At 31.0% G+C, this 16,973-nt stretch carries 8 protein-coding genes; all 8 read right to left on the bottom strand.

Annotation, left to right across the window (positions count from 1 at the left end):
• Positions 1–217: 217 nt before the first annotated feature.
• Positions 218–2,695 carry a toxin Cry1Ac domain D-VI-related protein gene (locus tag J2S15_RS08280; protein ID WP_307407214.1) on the bottom strand — a complete coding sequence of 826 codons (2,478 nt, stop codon included), beginning with the start codon at positions 2,693–2,695 and terminating at the stop codon, positions 218–220.
• Between the two features lie 43 nt (positions 2,696–2,738).
• Positions 2,739–4,076: an RNA polymerase sigma factor gene (locus tag J2S15_RS08275; RefSeq protein WP_307407212.1), complete on the bottom strand. Its 1,338-nt coding sequence runs from the start codon at positions 4,074–4,076 to the stop codon at positions 2,739–2,741.
• Positions 4,077–4,287: 211 nt separating this feature from the next.
• Entirely contained in the window at positions 4,288–5,211 is a 924-nt protein-coding gene (locus tag J2S15_RS08270; protein ID WP_307407210.1) for a LicD family protein, read from the bottom strand.
• Between the two features lie 141 nt (positions 5,212–5,352).
• Complete coding sequence (locus tag J2S15_RS08265; RefSeq protein WP_307407208.1) at positions 5,353–8,220, bottom strand: toxin Cry1Ac domain D-VI-related protein; 2,868 nt, start codon at positions 8,218–8,220, stop codon at positions 5,353–5,355.
• 20 nt (positions 8,221–8,240) lie between these two features.
• Positions 8,241–9,596: an RNA polymerase sigma factor gene (locus J2S15_RS08260; RefSeq protein ID WP_307407206.1), complete on the bottom strand. Its 1,356-nt coding sequence runs from the start codon at positions 9,594–9,596 to the stop codon at positions 8,241–8,243.
• A 214-nt stretch (positions 9,597–9,810) separates the two neighbouring features.
• Positions 9,811–12,723 carry a toxin Cry1Ac domain D-VI-related protein gene (locus tag J2S15_RS08255; protein ID WP_307407204.1) on the bottom strand — a complete coding sequence of 971 codons (2,913 nt, stop codon included), beginning with the start codon at positions 12,721–12,723 and terminating at the stop codon, positions 9,811–9,813.
• Between the two features lie 15 nt (positions 12,724–12,738).
• The gene (locus tag J2S15_RS08250; RefSeq protein WP_307407202.1) at positions 12,739–14,076 is read right to left on the bottom strand and encodes an RNA polymerase sigma factor; all 1,338 of its coding nucleotides are present in this window, start codon (positions 14,074–14,076) and stop codon (positions 12,739–12,741) included.
• A 209-nt stretch (positions 14,077–14,285) separates the two neighbouring features.
• Complete coding sequence (locus tag J2S15_RS08245; protein ID WP_307407200.1) at positions 14,286–16,973, bottom strand: toxin Cry1Ac domain D-VI-related protein; 2,688 nt, start codon at positions 16,971–16,973, stop codon at positions 14,286–14,288.

Here is a 16,973-nt window from a genome sequence, read left to right as displayed (position 1 = left end):
GCCCTCCTTTGCATCATCAAAAAACACTTACCCTATTACTTAAATACATAGATTTATCAATCGGTTCATTTTTTAACAATTAAATTGATTTTTATTTACACATATTAGTCGCAAATATTGCCTATATCGTTCATTATTTAATGTAAAAAAGACCATTAATTTCTCAATGATCTTCTTTGATTAATAATTATTTATTTTCTAAATTTATGTATAGTTATTACTTAACTGCTTTTCTTTTTTTAGCATACAATCCTAATATTGCTAATGAAGATACTAACATCATAAAATACAATGTGTTGTTTGTTGTATCTCCTGAGTTTACACCACTTCCACTTGTTGAAGAATTACTTGGATCAATACTTGGATTAGAAGTAGTAGGATTTCCAGGGATAGTTGGCGTTGGATCTGTTGTCACTGGAGGTTTTGATGGGTTTGATTTCACATCTACTGTTAATGGAGAATTTACTCTTGCTCCACTTACAAATTCTACTTCCACATCATACGTACCATTCGCTAATGTTTTTAAGTATGATTCCTTTAATGTAATTACTGTACTTCCACTTGTTACTTCATAATTACTTGCATCTAGTTCTTTTCCATCTACATATACTTTGGAGAATTTTTCTACTGGTGCATCAATCTTTGTACTTACTGTTCCCATACCAGTAAATGTTTTGAATGCTTCTAATACTATAAAGTGGTTTTCATCATATTGTTTTTGTGCTTCATCTAGTTTGTCTTGAAGTTCTTTCTTCTTATCTTCATCTTTTACTTTATTAACTAGATCTTGTGCATTATCAATATCGTCTTGCGTTACAGTATCTTTGATGTTTCCATCTTCATCAAATAAATCTTCTACTGCTTTTTCAGCATTTCTTTCATCTAACTCTTTTTGTGCTTCTTCTACTTTATTTTGTAATTCTGTTTTTAAAGCACTATCATCTAATCCATTTACAAAATCCTTAGAATTTGTAATATCTTCTTGCGTAACACCATCTTTTAATGTTCCATCTTCATTGAATAATCCATCAACTGGTAAATACTTAACACTATTATCTTCTGGATTATAAACTATTGTTCCTGGATAAGATACATCTTCACCATTATTGCTTACAATACTTCCTGCTAGTAATGATATTTTTCCATCTCCATCGGTTGAGATATTTCCCACTTTATCTGATGGAACACTAATAACGGTTCCATTTGATGTAACATTACCTTCAGAATCAACATTTCCACCATCTAATGCATACACTTTATTTCCTGCATCATTTGTGATTATAGTCCCTTCAGGAATTGTAGATCCACTTCCGATTGTTGAAATTGATACTGAACCTTCTCCTGGTTCCACTATTGTTGTTACATCACCAACATTTCCTGTACTTATTCCTGTTCCTTCATCGTATGTTGCGGTATTTTTACCATATGTATAACTGTCATTTGTAGTAATAATTCCATCTTTTATAGAAACACTTCCACTAAATGTAAATGTTCCCTCAGGAGTAATGATTGTTCCACCAGTAGGAAGCGTGATTGTTCCATCTCCTGCAATGTTTGAAGCATTTGCTCCTACAATTAAGTTACCTTCATCATCCAAGATTCCACCTTCAGGCAAAGCAACTTGTGGTGTATCGATAGAACCTTGTACTCTATCACCTAAAGGAATATGGAATTTATATTCAACTCCCATAGATGGTGCAATAATATAATAATTTGTTGCTGCATCTCTAGTTAATGCACCTGTTGTATAGTAAAGACGAATCATATATCTGTCTTCCCATTCACGACTACCTGAAACTTGTAGTCCACTAAGTAAACTTAAATTCCCTCCAGTAGATTTTGTTACTGACACTGTAGTAAGGGCAGTGAATCCTGTTAAATCTAAACTTGGAATATTTGTATTACGATAGTGAAGTGTTGCTAATGTCGCTTTAGAAGCATTTGAAATATTCAATTCACTAATTGGGTTTTCATGTACATTTAACGTTACTAAGCTATTAAGCATTGATACATCCAAGCTTGATAACTGATTGTTTGATACTTGTAATGTTTGTAAACTTGATAAAGCTGATACATCTAAACTTGTTAGCTTATTATTGTGTGCCAGTAAACTTGTTAGTCCTGTTACACCAGTAATATTAAGGGTACTAATTTCATTAGATGAAATTGTTAGTGTAGTTAAATTTGAAAGCCCTGTTAAGTCAAGTTCTGTTAACTTATTACCAGAAGCAGTCAGTTGTGTCATTCCTGTAAAATGCTTAATCCCCTCTAAAGACTCAATTTCACTATTACTAACTCTAACTAATGCTATTGTTTTTATTCTATTAACATTCGCTGTGGTAAGCACTGTGTTTTCATCATATGATGATAGACTTAATCCAGTTTCAGCTACCCATTTTCTAAAATTAGCATCTGGAAAAGCTTGACCTAAAGTAGTTGTCTCAGGAACTAGTGTGCTAACACCTGTTGTCATTGGTGCAACGATAGATAATGTTTGCACTGGTGCTTCATTATCAGCAACGTTTTCTATTTCTTCAGTTTCTTCTTTTTCTACTACCTCTTCTGCAGTCTGTTCTTCAACCACTACTTCATCTGTAGGATCTTCTTCTGCTTTGATTATATTACGTCCTGCCAGCGTTACTAGTAAACCAGCAATCAAGGCGAACATTGATATTTTTCTAATCTTTGATTTCATTTATAATTCCTCCATTTTATCTTTTATTCATATCTCATATTTACTAAAGTTCAATATCATATCCTATATGCAATCCTTCTCTATTAAATAAAACAACTTCTGCTTCACCTTGAAAAACTTCATTAATTATTAAGTCTTTACCAATCATATAAGATTTTCCTCGATAACTTACATATGATTTTTTGTAGTCTATTTGTGATAATTCATCATTTATATTTAACTTTATGTAATCTCCATAATTATCAACACTTATTAATTCAGGGGCATTTTTCTGAATTAAATCTATATCAAATGCTATTTCTGTATCGTCCACAATAATTGAATAGGTTCCGTTCTCCATAACCTGAAGTACAATATTTTTTCCATCTTTTCTATAAGTAATTTCTTGCTCATTAAACAAAATTTCAATTTCTTGCTTAGTTTCATTTTCCAATACGATTAAAACATTACGAGATGTTCTTGATGGAAACGAAACATAAGAAATACTATCTATATATGGATTTTTTCTTATTTCTTCATCAAGTTTTACATTATGCTTTGATGGATTAACATTATTCAAATCGATTATTTCATCATGATAATTTAAATAAGTAATTGTTGCTACCCCTACCACAATCACTGATATTGATGCGATAATTACTTTTCCTGATAGTAAATTTAAAATCCTCCCTAGAAAGGATATATTATTTGTAGGATACATTGTTTGGTCATAGGCTAAATTCTGGTTACTGCAAACCTCGTCTCGATATTCAGAAAGGATTAATCCAAGTAGTGAGAATATCGCTACATTGTATAGTTTTACATTGTTTTTTTTCTGATACTCATTAATTTGTTGTTCCAGATTCTTTCTGCCTGCATGTAATCTTGATTTAACTGATCCTGCATTATAATCTAAAATTGATGCAATTTCTTCTACTTTAAATTCTTCTAGATAGTAAAGGGTAATTACTTCTTTCTGTTTTTTAGGAAGGTTATTTATAAAATTTATAACTAGATTCTTTGTCTCTTTTAAATCATATGCATCTTCAGGTAAATTATCTTTTCTTTCTTCAACTATATTGATTTCAAAATCTTCATTATATCCATCATTATATAGAAATTCTGATTCATATTTTTTATTGTTTCTAAGATAAGAAATACAGGTATTTCTTACAACACGATACATCCATGAAGTGAAGTATTGAGGTTTTTTTACTTCTCTAATCTTAGTATAGATTCGAATAATTGCCTCTTGTGTCATATCTTTTGCTATTGTTTCGTTTGGAACAACTGTATAGCACCAAAAATATACTTTATTTATAATCTGTGAGTATAATAACTCAAATTGCCCTATGTCTTTTTGAACTTCTTTAACAATCTGGGTAAGTTCTACCTTATCCATTATTTCGCCCTCCTTAATAACTATTAACAGCTTACCCTACTACTAACACGCTTATTTTTTTTAAAGGGTTCGCTTTTTATTTATCTTTTTTATTTTGTTATGTTACGCAATAATTAGTCGTAATTAAAGCACTTAACGTTCAGTTTTTAATACAAAAAAATTCTAGACTCTATTATTAGTAGAATCTAGAATTTTTTAATGATTTAAATTATTAACAATCAAATTTTGGAAGAATGATTAAAATAAACAAAATTGTAGCGACAAGGATACGAACTGTATAGTTATTTCGTTTTGTATCTTCAATGGTACTTTCTTCACCATTTAAATTTACATCTACAATATGTTTTGGTTTTTGCATATGTAGGGGAGGAAACGACATATGGTTTACTGCAACCTGAACATTGAGTAGTTTTTCTGGTTGCTTTGGTATTGGTAATTCTGTGTCTTCGAATTTATGATATTGAATAGGAAATATTTCATCTTTTCGATAGACAACTGGGTGAAACGGAGAGTTAAATGTCCAAGTAAGATCTAAGCCAATAAGATTACTATTACGATTTTTATAAGAATAGTTTCTTGCGAAATCTACAAATCGCCGTTTTATCTTATAGGGATGGAAACCAATGTTTTCTAATAGAGTAATCGCGCTCATATATAAGTAAGATTTCATGCGATGAAGGAAATCTATACTCTTTTTTTCATTAATATAGTCAATTACAAATACATCAATAAATAAGCCATCACCATCCTCACAACGGTTCCTTAATAGTGTATTTGCTTCTTTAACATAAGTACCACGTTTTCTTATTTTCATTGCGGGAATACATACATTATATTCTTTATGAGTATCAAAGCATTGAAAATAATACTGATCACTATCTAATTCCTTCTTAAGGATATCAATAAACCGCAGATAGTCATCATATAGCATTCCAATATCAGCATCGTCATCCCATGGAATAAATCCTTCATGACGTACTGCTCCTAAACAAGAGCCACCAGTCATATAATATGGAATATTATGCTTCCTACAAATCACATCAATGTCCTTCAGCATATCCAGAAGAATCAATTGAACATCACGTACGGTAATCTTACTGCCATCTTCATTCTCTTTCAGTATATACTCCTTCATATGTACCTCTTTCTATCTTGGATTTCTTGTAGTATTTACAATGATTATATATACCTTTTTTGAACTCACTTTAAACTGTATGTGAATTATGCGTGAATATGCAAAAAGAATTGCCTTAATCGACAATTCCTTTGCTATACTTTAGTTTTTTGCTTTGTTTCGTTTTAACACTATTACTAATCCAGATAATGATACTACTAACATTCCTAAATACAGAGATAGGTTTGTAGTATCTGAAGTATCAACATTATTTCCAGTTGTTGAACTACCTGCAACACTAGGTTTTTGAACTGGTACTGATGTTGTAGGTTTTGTTGATGGATTCACAATTGGATTATTTTTCTCATCTAATTGTTTTTGTGCATCATCAATAATTGTTTGAAGTTGATCTTTCAATTCTCCATCCGGTAGTTTATTTACTAAATCCTGTGCATTATCAATATCCTCTTGCGTTACACCAGTGTTTAAATTACCATCTTTGTCCAATAAGTCTTCCACAGCATTTTTAGCATTCAGCATATCTTGTGCTTTATCTAGTTCTTTTTGTAGTTCTTCTTTTAACTCTCCATCTGGAAGCTTATTCACTAAGTCTTTTGCATCATCAATATCTTTCTGAGTAACGTCCTCAGCAAGATTATCTTTCTTATCATTGAATAAATCATCTACTGCATTTTTAGCATCTAACATATCTTGAGCAGTATTAATCTTATCTTGTAATTCTGTTTTTAGATTACTATCTGTCATTTGATCAACAATTGCTTGTGCATCATCAATTGCTTTTTGATCAATTCCAGATGCAAGATTTGTTCCATCTTCATTTAGTAAACTATCAACTGGAAGATACGTAATTGAATTATCATCTTTATCAATCACTATTGTACCTGGATATGCAACTTCTTCTCCGTTGTCACTTACAATACTTCCTCCTGGTAATACTGTATTTCCATTACCATCAGTCGTAACTTCTCCTGTTTTATCAGCAGGAACACTAATCATTGTTCCATCACTGATTACATTACCATCTGTATCTACAGTTCCTTTGTCTGTAAGATATGTTTTATCTCCATTGTTGTTAGTAACAACAGATCCAGCAGTAACATCCATTTCACCAGTAATTGAATCAATTGATGATGATGTTCCATCTTTCACATCTACTACTGTTTTAATTGCACTAATATCTGCTACATAACTATCTGTTGCTTCATCATATACTGAGATATTCTTTTCAAACATGTATGAGTCTTTTGTTGTAATCACACCATCTTTAATTGTTGCTTCTCCATCAAAAGTATAGGTACCGTTTGGTGTTGCAATAGTTCCACCTGCAGGAACTTTAATTGTGCCATCTGATAATACATCTGCTAGAGTAGCACCTGGAATAAGGTTTCCTTCATCATCCATTAATCCTCCATTTGGTAATGAATCTACATTTTCCTGACTCGAAAACCCATTAGAAGAGGGAGAAGTTACACTAAAGCCATATGTTGCGTTACAGTTTGCTGGAATTACATAATATCCTGTACCTGCATCCCAACTAATTGATCCCACATCTGCAAGTACACGCACCATTGATGTATCTGTATATGGTCTACTACCTGTTACATATAAAGCTCCCAACTGACTTAAGTTTGCATTTGTTGATTTAGTCATTGCAAGAGTTCCTGTCAATGAAGTAAAGTTAGTTAAATCAATCGATTCAATGTTAGTTGAGCGGTAATTAAAAGTTGTAATATTTGGTTTCGCAGCTTCTGAAATTACTATCTTACTAATTGGATTGATATAACATTGAATGCTCGTTAATTTATGGTTATTTGATAAATCAATTGATGTTATTTTATTAGATTGAAAATTAATTTGCGTTAAATCTGTTAAATTTGTTACATCTAATTCTGTTAAATTATTTTTTCCACACCCTAAAACTTTCAAATTCCCCAAATTTGTTAAATCTAAACTTGTTAAGTTATTTGTTCCACAATGCAATGTCTCTAAATTGATTAGATTCGATACATCTAATGTACTAAGTTGATTAATATTACAATTTAAATATGTTAAGTTTGCTAGCGCAGATACATCTAATTCTTCTATCAAATTACTACTGCATATTAATGTAGTTAAGTTTATAGAATTTGATAAATCTAGCTCTTTGATTTTATTAGAATTACATGTTAATGTTGTTAAATCGTTTAATGCAGTTATATCTAATGCACTTATTTGATTTCCAGTACATGTCAATGTTTCCAAATTAATCAAATTTGATACATCTAAGCTTGTTAATTGATTAGTTGTACACGTCAAAGTTTTTAAGTTTATTAATGTCGATACATCCAATTCTACTAATTGGTTTTTTATACAATTTAAACTTGTTAGATTTGTTAGATTCGATACATTCAAACTTACTAGTTGATTGCTAGAACAATTTATAGTCTTCAAGTTAGTAAGCATTGATACATCTAATTCTGTTAATAAGTTCCCACCACATGATAAACTAGTAAGACTGGTGAAGTATTTAATTCCATCTAATGATTCAATGTTTAAATTTGATATAGACACCCCTGTTCTTGCTGTAATTTTAGTAATATCTGCAGTTGTTAACTTATTTCCACTATCTGTACTATCATCATAACTAGCATTTCCTAAAACCGTTTTACCTACAAATGTTCTAAAGTTAGCATCTGGAAATGCTTGTGCCAGCGTTGTTACATCAGCTTCTAAAGACGCACTTGTTGCAACAATTCCAGATGTAGGATTTACATCTAGAGTTTGTGATGTTGTAACAACCTCTTCAGGCGCTGTTTCTTCTTCTGTTACTTCATTATTCACATCAATAACGATTTCTTCTTGAATCTCTGTTTCATCAATTATCTCTTCTTCAACTGTTTCTTGTTCTTCATGTATTTCATTATTTTCTTCTTCTAATTCATTTGCTGTAATTGCATTTGCTGTTGTTAAACTAAATAACATTCCAACAGCAAGCAAACTCATTAATATTTTTTGTTTATTCGATTTCATATGTCCTCCTTTTATATTAATTATTTAAGATTCAAATTATACTCAATATAATATCCTTCTTTATTAAATAGTATTATTTCTACCATCCCTTGAAACTTTCCATCAATTGTTAAGTTATTAGGTATTGCATAATCTTTTCCCTGATATACTAGATAAGATTTTGAATAATCAATTTGTGATAATTCATCATTTACATATAGTTGTATATAATCTCCATAGTTTGATATACCTGTTACTTCAGGTGCATAACTATCTATTCGATCAATTGTAAACATCATTTTTTTACTATTAATAATGATTGTATATTCTCCGTTTTCTTTAGCATCTAATCTAACTATCTTATTACTTTTTTCAAAATAGATTTCTTCATCATCAAACAATATTGATATATCTTTCTTTGCTAACTCTTGTTTTAAAGTAATAGAAACATCAACTGAGGTTCGGGTAGGGAATGTACTGTAAGTAATTCCTTTGATATACGGATGACCTTTTAAGTTTTCTTCCATTTCCTCTTCATATTCATTGATTACTGTGCTTGTTTTTCCATAGTTGTTATTTTCTTTATTTTGAATAACTCCACTAAAAGAAATTAATAATATAACTATGATAAAAACTGAAAGAAGTGTCACTAGTACTTTGGCTGATAGTATCATTGAAAGATTAATTAGCGATGTTGAACCAGTGGTTGTATAAATGCTTTCATCATATGCTAAATCTTGTTTGTCACATAGTTCTGCGCTATACTCCTGTATAATTAATCCAAGTAATGGTAATAAGGCAATACTATATAGCTTTACATTGTTCTTTTCCTGATAGTCGCTAATCTGAAGTTCTAAATTCTTTCTTCCTGAATATAATCGTGATTTTACTGAACCAATATTATAATCAAGAGTTTCTGCAATCTCATTGATTTTCATTTCTTCTAAGTAAAATAACGTAATAACTTCTCTTTGCATTTTTGGTAGATTATCAATAAACTTACTAATTAATTTCTTGGTTTCTTTTAAATCGTATGCTTCTTTTGGCATATGATCTTTTCTCTCTTCACGAACAACTGCTTCGAATTGTCCTGAAAATTCTTCATCATCTAAGAATGGTAATTCTTTTTTTCTATTTTGTTCCATATAATTGATTCCACTATTACGTACTACTTTATACATCCATGATGTAAAGTATTCTGGTTTTTCAACATTATCAATTTTATTGTAAATACGGATCATTGCTTCTTGTGCCATATCTTTTGCTTCTGCTTCATTACTACTTAGGGTATAGCACCAGAAATATACTTTATTAATAATTTGTGAGTATAATAACTCAAATTGTCCTTTGTCTCTTTGTACTGCTTTGACAATTTGGGTAAGTTCTTTCTTATCCATATTTTGCCCTCCTTAATTACCAAACTCTACTTACCCTGGTATTTACACAGGAAAATAATAAGAAAGGTTCGGTTTTTTATAAAAATAGTTTTGTCCATTTAGTTAGTCGTTTTATATTAGTATTTCGTTCATTATTTTATCTATATTTATAACGCAAAAAGAACTACTCTTTCGAATAGTTCTCATTGTAGATATTTTGTTTTAAATACTTGTATTATTTTAATTCTATTTTTCTTCTTTTAACCAACACAACCCCACCTAATGAAATTGCTAATAACCCTAGGTATAGAGATACATTTGTTGTATCACCAGTTTTCACATTACTTGTACTGCTTGTTGAACCACTATCAACACTTGGTTTTTGAACTGTAGGAGCAGTTGATGGATTGTTCTTATTTTTCTCATCCAATTGCTTTTGTGCGTTGTCAATAATTGTTTGTAGTTCATTTTTCAGTTCACCATCTGGCAATTTATTAACTAAATCTTGGGCTTTATCAATGTCTTCTTGTGTGATACCAGAATTAAGGTTACCATCTTTATCTAATAAATCACCTACTGCATCTTTTGCATTCAGCATATCTTGCGCTTTGTCGATTTCTTTTTGTAGCTCATCTTTCAATGTTCCATCTGGTAATTTATCTACTGCATCTTGTGCCTTATCAATATCTTTCTGTGTTACGCCATCTCCAAGATTATCTTTCTTATCATTAAATAAATTATCCACTTTATCCTTTGCATCTAGCATGTCTTGTGCTTTATCGATTTCCTTTTGCAGTTCATCCTTTAAAGTTCCACTTGGTAACTTATCAACTGTGTCTTGTGCTTTATCAATATCTTTCTGTGTTAGTCCATCTGGAATGTCTGTATGCGTATCATCTGTAAACAAGTTATCTACTTTATCTTTTGCATCTAGCATATTTTGCGCTTTATCAATTTCTTTTTGTAACTCGTCTTTTAAATCTCCACTTGGTAATTTATTAACTTCTTTTTGTGCATCATCAATATTCCCTTGTGTTAATCCATCAATAATATCTGTGTGCGCTTCATCTGTGAATAAACCATCTACTTTATCTTTGGCATTCAGCATATCCTTTGCTTTATCGATTTCCTTTTGCAAATCATCTTTTAAAGTTCCATCTGGAATCTTATTAACTAAATCTTGAGCATCGTTAATGTCAGTTAGTGTTAAACTATCTTGAATGTTGGTATGTGTTCCATCTGTAAATAAATCTTCAACTGCATCTTTAGCATTCAATATATTTTGAGCAGTATCAATGATTTCTGTTAATTGACCTTGCAATGCGCCTTCTGTTAATCCATCTACAAGAGTTCTTGCATCATCAATATCTTTTTGTGTAATCCCTTTTCCTAAGTCTGTTCCATCTTCATTTAATAATTCACTTACTGGAATGTACTTTAGACTACCATCTTCAGGACTAAAGATAATTGTTCCTGGATAAGTTGTATCTTCGCCATTTACAGTTACTGTGCTGTTTTCTGGTAATGTGATTGTACCATCACTGTTTATAGTTTCTGTTTCGTCTTTCGATACTGTTACATAAGTTCCTGATGATGTGATGTTTCCTTCATCATCCATTACTGATTCATCTGATATATATACTTTATCTCCTTTATTATCAGTTACAATACTTCCTGGAGGAAGAATTGTTTCTCCACCTAACCCATCTAATCTAATTGTAGTATCCGATCCACTTGGTGATGATACATTTGTTGTATTACCAAATCCAACTGTTGTAGATCCTGAATTATTTTCTGTGATGTGATTAAGAACTTCCACTGTTCCTGTAGTAGTAATTTCTTTTTCTCCAACTTCTGTATACTCATCAAATGTATATGTGGCACCACCTGTAACTACAGTACCACCATTCTCTAGAACTACAATTCCATCCTTTACGTCTCTAAGTGTTGCACCAATGATTAAGTTACCTTCATTATCCATCAATCCACCAGCTGATAAGTCTAATGAAATTGATGAAGCATCAACTGAACCATAGGTACCATTTTCACGTATGAATGGTACACGAATTTTATAAATTACACTACTGCTTGGTGCAATTACATAATAACCTGTTGCTTCATCCCAAGTAATAGCTCCCGCTGTACCAGTTAATCTAACTTGTGGCGAATAAATATCCTTGCTTCCATTTACATAAAAAGTTGTAACACCTGTTAAATTTGCATTCGTCGCTTTTGTTACACATAGTGTAATCAATGAATCAAAATTTGATAAATCCGCACTTGTAATACCTGTAAATGCAAAATTCAATGATGTAATATGAGTATTTGATGTACTAGAACTAATTCCTCCAGTCATTAAAGGATTACATCCAATATTAAAATGATATAAAGAAGGTATATCTAACATACCTGCAGGCACTTCCCCTTCTAAGTTATTATTTGATATACTAAAAAATTTAATGGCTGGCATAGTTGCATAGACTGCTGGTATCTCACCTTCAAATTTATTAAGATCCAAATATACCGTTTCTAGATTTGGAAGGTCTGCCAGACTTTCCGGAAGGGTTCCACTTAATAAATTATCATTTAAACTTATAGAAGTTAATGCTGTCATTTTATCAATATTTGCAGGAAGCTCTCCAGTTAATAGATTTCCATCCAATAAGACTTTTGATACATTTGTAAAGTTCTCAATTCCCGTTAAAGTTCCCGTTATTAGTTTTTGATATAACGAAATATTCCCTGTATAATCATTTGCTTCACCTATACTAATAGTTCCATTATTATCCGTATCTATTAATACTCCATATTCTGCAACTAGTGCATCATTTAATGATTTTGATGATTCTGGAAAAGCATCTGCTGTTAAGTCAACTCTAGCTAGACTAGAACGATCTACTTGTTCTGATGCAGATGCATCTATTTCTTCTAAATTAACATCCACTTCATTATTGTCGGCTTTTTCTTCCTCTACTATTTTTTCTTCTTTAACAACATCATCATTCTGTTCTTCTACTTCTAAAATTTCAGGTTCCATTTTTACTTCAGTTTCATCTGCATTAATTACTGTAGTTACAAATAACCCTAATACTAAAGTAGAAATCGCTAAACTACTGATTAGTTTTTTGCTTTTTATTCTCTTTTTCATTTTGTCCTCCATTATTTATTTAAGATCTATTGAATATTTCATAAAGTATCCATCTTTATGAAATAAAGTAATTTTGACTGTTCCATTGAATCTTCCATCAACACGTAAATCATTACCAAATGAATAGTGTTCCCCTTCATACTCAACAAAAGAAGTTTCATAATTTACTTGTGATTGTCCATCGTTAATCATTAGTTGAATATAATTATCATAATTAATGATTCCAAGAAATTCAGGTGCATATTTATCAATTCTATCTATCGTGAATGTTGTATTTTCATTCTTAATACTGATAGTATATTCACCATTCTCTTCTACTTGAATAAATAGTTCATTATTCTTTTTTTCAAATGATAATTCTTTCTTTCCATGTGTTATTTTGATTTCTTCTTTGGAAAAGTCTTGTTTTAATATAATTGATACATCTACGGTTGTTCTTGTTGGAAACGTTAGATATACAATGTCTTCAATATAAGGATTCTCTTTCAACTTGTTGTACATTTCAAGATTGAATAAAGAACCATTACTAAGATAATCATCAGTTTCTGATTTGTTATTTACAAATAGAGGAGTGATCAAAATAAAAATTACAATTAACACCAAGGAACTTATTATCATTTTAGATGATGCTATTTTTTTATAACTCTTTTTTGCTGATTTACCTTTATATATTGTTTCATCATAATCTAATGTTTGTCTTGCGCATATAGTTTCTCTATATTCTTTTAGAATCAAACCTAAGAAAGGAATAAAAACTATTCCATACAGTTTCATATCATTCTCTTCTTGATAATCATTCACTTTTTCTTGAAGTTTTTTTCTCCCATCATGAAGACGAGATTTCACACTACCAACAGGACACTGTAATAAATTAGCAATTTCTTCTATTTTAAATTCATCAAGATAAAATAACGTAATTGCCTCTCTTTGCTTTCTAGGCAACTCACTTACAAATTTCGAAACTAATTCTTTCATTTCTTTTAAGTTGTATGCTTCTTCAGGTAATACATATTTACGTTCGTCTTTTACATTTACATCAAAAGCATCTACAAAGTCCCCTGAGTTCATTAGTGTTTTACTTTCACTCTTGTGATATCTTAGATAGTTATAACAAGCATTCCTTACAATTACATACATCCAAGAAGTAAAGTTCTCTGGTTCTTTAAGTTTGGCTACATTTTTATAAATACGAATCATTGCTTCTTGTGCAGCATCCTTTGCATCTGCATCGTTTCCAATTACGGTATAACACCAAAAATATACTTTATTGATTATCTGTGAGTATAACAACTCAAACTGTCCAATGTCCTTTTGAACTTCTTTGACAATTTGGGTAAGTTCTACATCTTTCATGTTTTCGCCCTCCTTATTACCACAAATTTACTTACCCTACTTATTAAACCGGAGATGTTGAAAAAAGGTTGGGTTTATAAAATAAATAATTTTGTTTCCATTTACTTAGTCGTATTCTTTTCCTATATCGTTCATTATTTTACATACTTATTAACAGAAAAAAACTATTCTTTCGAACAGTCTCTCTCTTAAGTATTAAATTTTAATTATTATTTAACATTTGCTTTTTTTCTTTTCATTAATACGATTCCACCTAATGAAATTGCTAATAAACCAAGATATAAAGATAAGTTTGTTGTATCTGCAGTATTAACATTATCTCCTCCGGTTGTTGAAGTAGCTGCTAAACTTGGTTTATTTGTTGTTGGAGCAGTTGATGGATTCTTAACATTTTTTGCATCCAACTGTCTTTGTGCTTCATCAATAATTGCCTGTAGTTCATCCTTCAAGTCACCGTCTGGTAATTTATTAACTAAGTATTGGGCCTTATTAATATCATCTTGGGTTACACCTGAATTTAGGTTACCATCTTTATCTAATAAGTCACCTACTGCATCTTGTGCATTCAACATATCTTGCGCTTTGTCGATTTCCTTTTGCAGTTCATCTTTTAAAGCTCCATCAGGAAGTTTATCAACTGCATCTTGTGCTTTATCAATATCTTTCTGTGTTAACCCACCTGTAATGTCTGTATGCGTATTATCTGTAAATAAGTTATCTACTTTATCTTTTGCATCTAGCATATTTTGTGCTTTATCAATTTCTTTTTGTAACTCATCTTTCAAATCTCCACTTGGAAGTTTATCAACTGTTTTTTGAGCATCATCAATATCCGTTTGTGTCAGATCATCTGGGATATCTGTATGTGTATCGTCTGTAAATAAGTTATTAACTTTATCTCTAGCATTTAACATGTCTTGCGCTTTATCAATTTCTTTTTGTAGTTCGTCTTTTAGTTTTCCATTAGGGACTTTATCAACTAACTCTTGGGCTTTATCAATATCCGTTTGAGTTAAATCATCAGGGATATCCGTATGACTGTCATCTGTGAATAAGTCTTCTACTGCTTCTTTTGCATTTAATATGTTTTGAGCAGTATCAACGATTTCAGTTAATTGGTCTTTCAAGTTCCCATTTGTTAATCCATCTACAAGAGTTCTTGCATCGTCAATTTCCTTTTGTGTAATTCCTGTTGCTAAGTCTGTTCCATCTTCATTTAATAATTCACTTACTGGAATATACTTTAGACTTCCATCTTCTGGACTAAAGATTATTGTTCCTGGATATACTGTATCTTCACCATTTACAGTTACTGTGCTGGTTTCTGGTAATGTGATAGTACCATCACTGTTTGTTGTTGCTGTTTTATCGCTTGCTACTGTTACATATGTACCTGATGAAGTTATATTACCTTCATTATCCATTATTGCTTCATCAGATATATATACTTTATCTCCATCATTGTTAGTTACAATTGATCCTGGTTTTAGTGTGGTTGTACCTTTTGAATCCATTAAGTCAATTATAATTACAGTTCCATTGGAGTTGTTCGTTTCCGTAGTGATTCCTACGAAATCTACAGTAGTACCATCAGGTATATGTTTTTCTGTTTTAACATTACCTTCAGTACTAATTTCTTCTTCACTAATTGTAGTATTTCCATCAAAGGTATAGGTTGCCTCTCCAGTAACCACCTTTCCACCGTTTGGTAAATGCACTTTTCCGTCGATAACATCATCTACTGTTGCACCTATGATAAGATTTCCTTCGATATCCATCAATCCACCATCACTTAATTCTACTGATGTAGAAACAACTCTAACAATATTTCCATCATCATCTTTATAAGTTACTACCACCCGATACGAAATACCTTCCCTTTTATTGATAACATAATATCCTGTGCTTTCATCATAACTATAATTTACACCTCCAGCAGGAGCATACAAAGAAACAAGTGATTTTTCATAATTATGAGTACCTGATATATAAAAATAACGAGTTGAATCCAAATTTAAATTTATGGCACTTGAAATGGATACTGTATCTAAATTTGTTAATCCTGATAAGTTTAAATTTTTAATTTTTGGATTATAATGATATGTAAAATATGTTAATGATGTCATATTAGCAAATATAGCTTCATCATTTCCCTCTAAGTTATTACTATTCAATCTCAAATGTGTCAAATTTATTAAATTCTTAATTGATGAAGGTATTTGCCCTGTTAAATTATTAGTATCTAGTCGTAAATCTGTTAGTGATGTCAATAAACCTATTGATGATGGAATCTCTCCTTCTATTAAATTCTCCCCTAAATCTAAATTTGTTAGACTACTCATCATGTTAATGGAAGCTGGAATTGAGCCACTTAATTGGTTGCCTCTCAAATTAAGCAATGTTATTTGAGTAAAGTTTTCTATTCCATCTAATCCACCACCGATAATATTATTTGTAGTAGCATAAGATAAAACGATTTCTCCACTGTAAGCATTCGCCTCACCTATACTAATATATCCATCAGGGGTGCTTCCATCAATTCCATCAACTGTATAAGCATTAAGAATAGCTTGTTCTAACGGTCTTGATGACTCTGAAAATGCATTAGCAGTCAAATCTACTCTTGCTAGACTTGAACGATCTACTTGTTCCGCTTCAGAAGTAGATGTTATATAAGATTCTATTACTTCTTCTTCATCAACGGTTTCTTCTTCAACTACTTCTTGTTCTTCTTCTATAATCTCTTCTTCTGTTATTTCTTCAACTTCTTGAATTTCTGGTTCAGTTGTTACTTCACTCTCATCTGCATTAATAACTGTAGTTACAAACAATCCTAATACTAAAGTGGATATTGCTAAACTACTAATTAGTTTTTTACTTCTTATTCTCTTTTTCAT

It is taken from the genome of Breznakia pachnodae, assembly GCF_030814225.1.
Classification (GTDB): Bacteria; Bacillota_I; Bacilli_A; order Erysipelotrichales; family Erysipelotrichaceae; genus Breznakia; species Breznakia pachnodae.
Note: the sequence above shows the minus strand (reverse complement) of the source record. Positions and strands in the feature narration are given on the sequence as shown.

Excerpts from the sequence above, each read along its gene's own strand:
- J2S15_RS08280 (WP_307407214.1), bottom strand. The coding sequence starts at position 2,695 with ATGAAATCAAAGATTAGAAAAATATCAATGTTCGCCTTGATTGCTGGT.
- J2S15_RS08275 (WP_307407212.1), bottom strand. The coding sequence starts at position 4,076 with ATGGATAAGGTAGAACTTACCCAGATTGTTAAAGAAGTTCAAAAAGAC.
- J2S15_RS08270 (WP_307407210.1), bottom strand. The coding sequence starts at position 5,211 with ATGAAGGAGTATATACTGAAAGAGAATGAAGATGGCAGTAAGATTACC.
- J2S15_RS08265 (WP_307407208.1), bottom strand. The coding sequence starts at position 8,220 with ATGAAATCGAATAAACAAAAAATATTAATGAGTTTGCTTGCTGTTGGA.
- J2S15_RS08260 (WP_307407206.1), bottom strand. The coding sequence starts at position 9,596 with ATGGATAAGAAAGAACTTACCCAAATTGTCAAAGCAGTACAAAGAGAC.
- J2S15_RS08255 (WP_307407204.1), bottom strand. The coding sequence starts at position 12,723 with ATGAAAAAGAGAATAAAAAGCAAAAAACTAATCAGTAGTTTAGCGATT.
- J2S15_RS08250 (WP_307407202.1), bottom strand. The coding sequence starts at position 14,076 with ATGAAAGATGTAGAACTTACCCAAATTGTCAAAGAAGTTCAAAAGGAC.
- J2S15_RS08245 (WP_307407200.1), bottom strand. The coding sequence starts at position 16,973 with ATGAAAAAGAGAATAAGAAGTAAAAAACTAATTAGTAGTTTAGCAATA.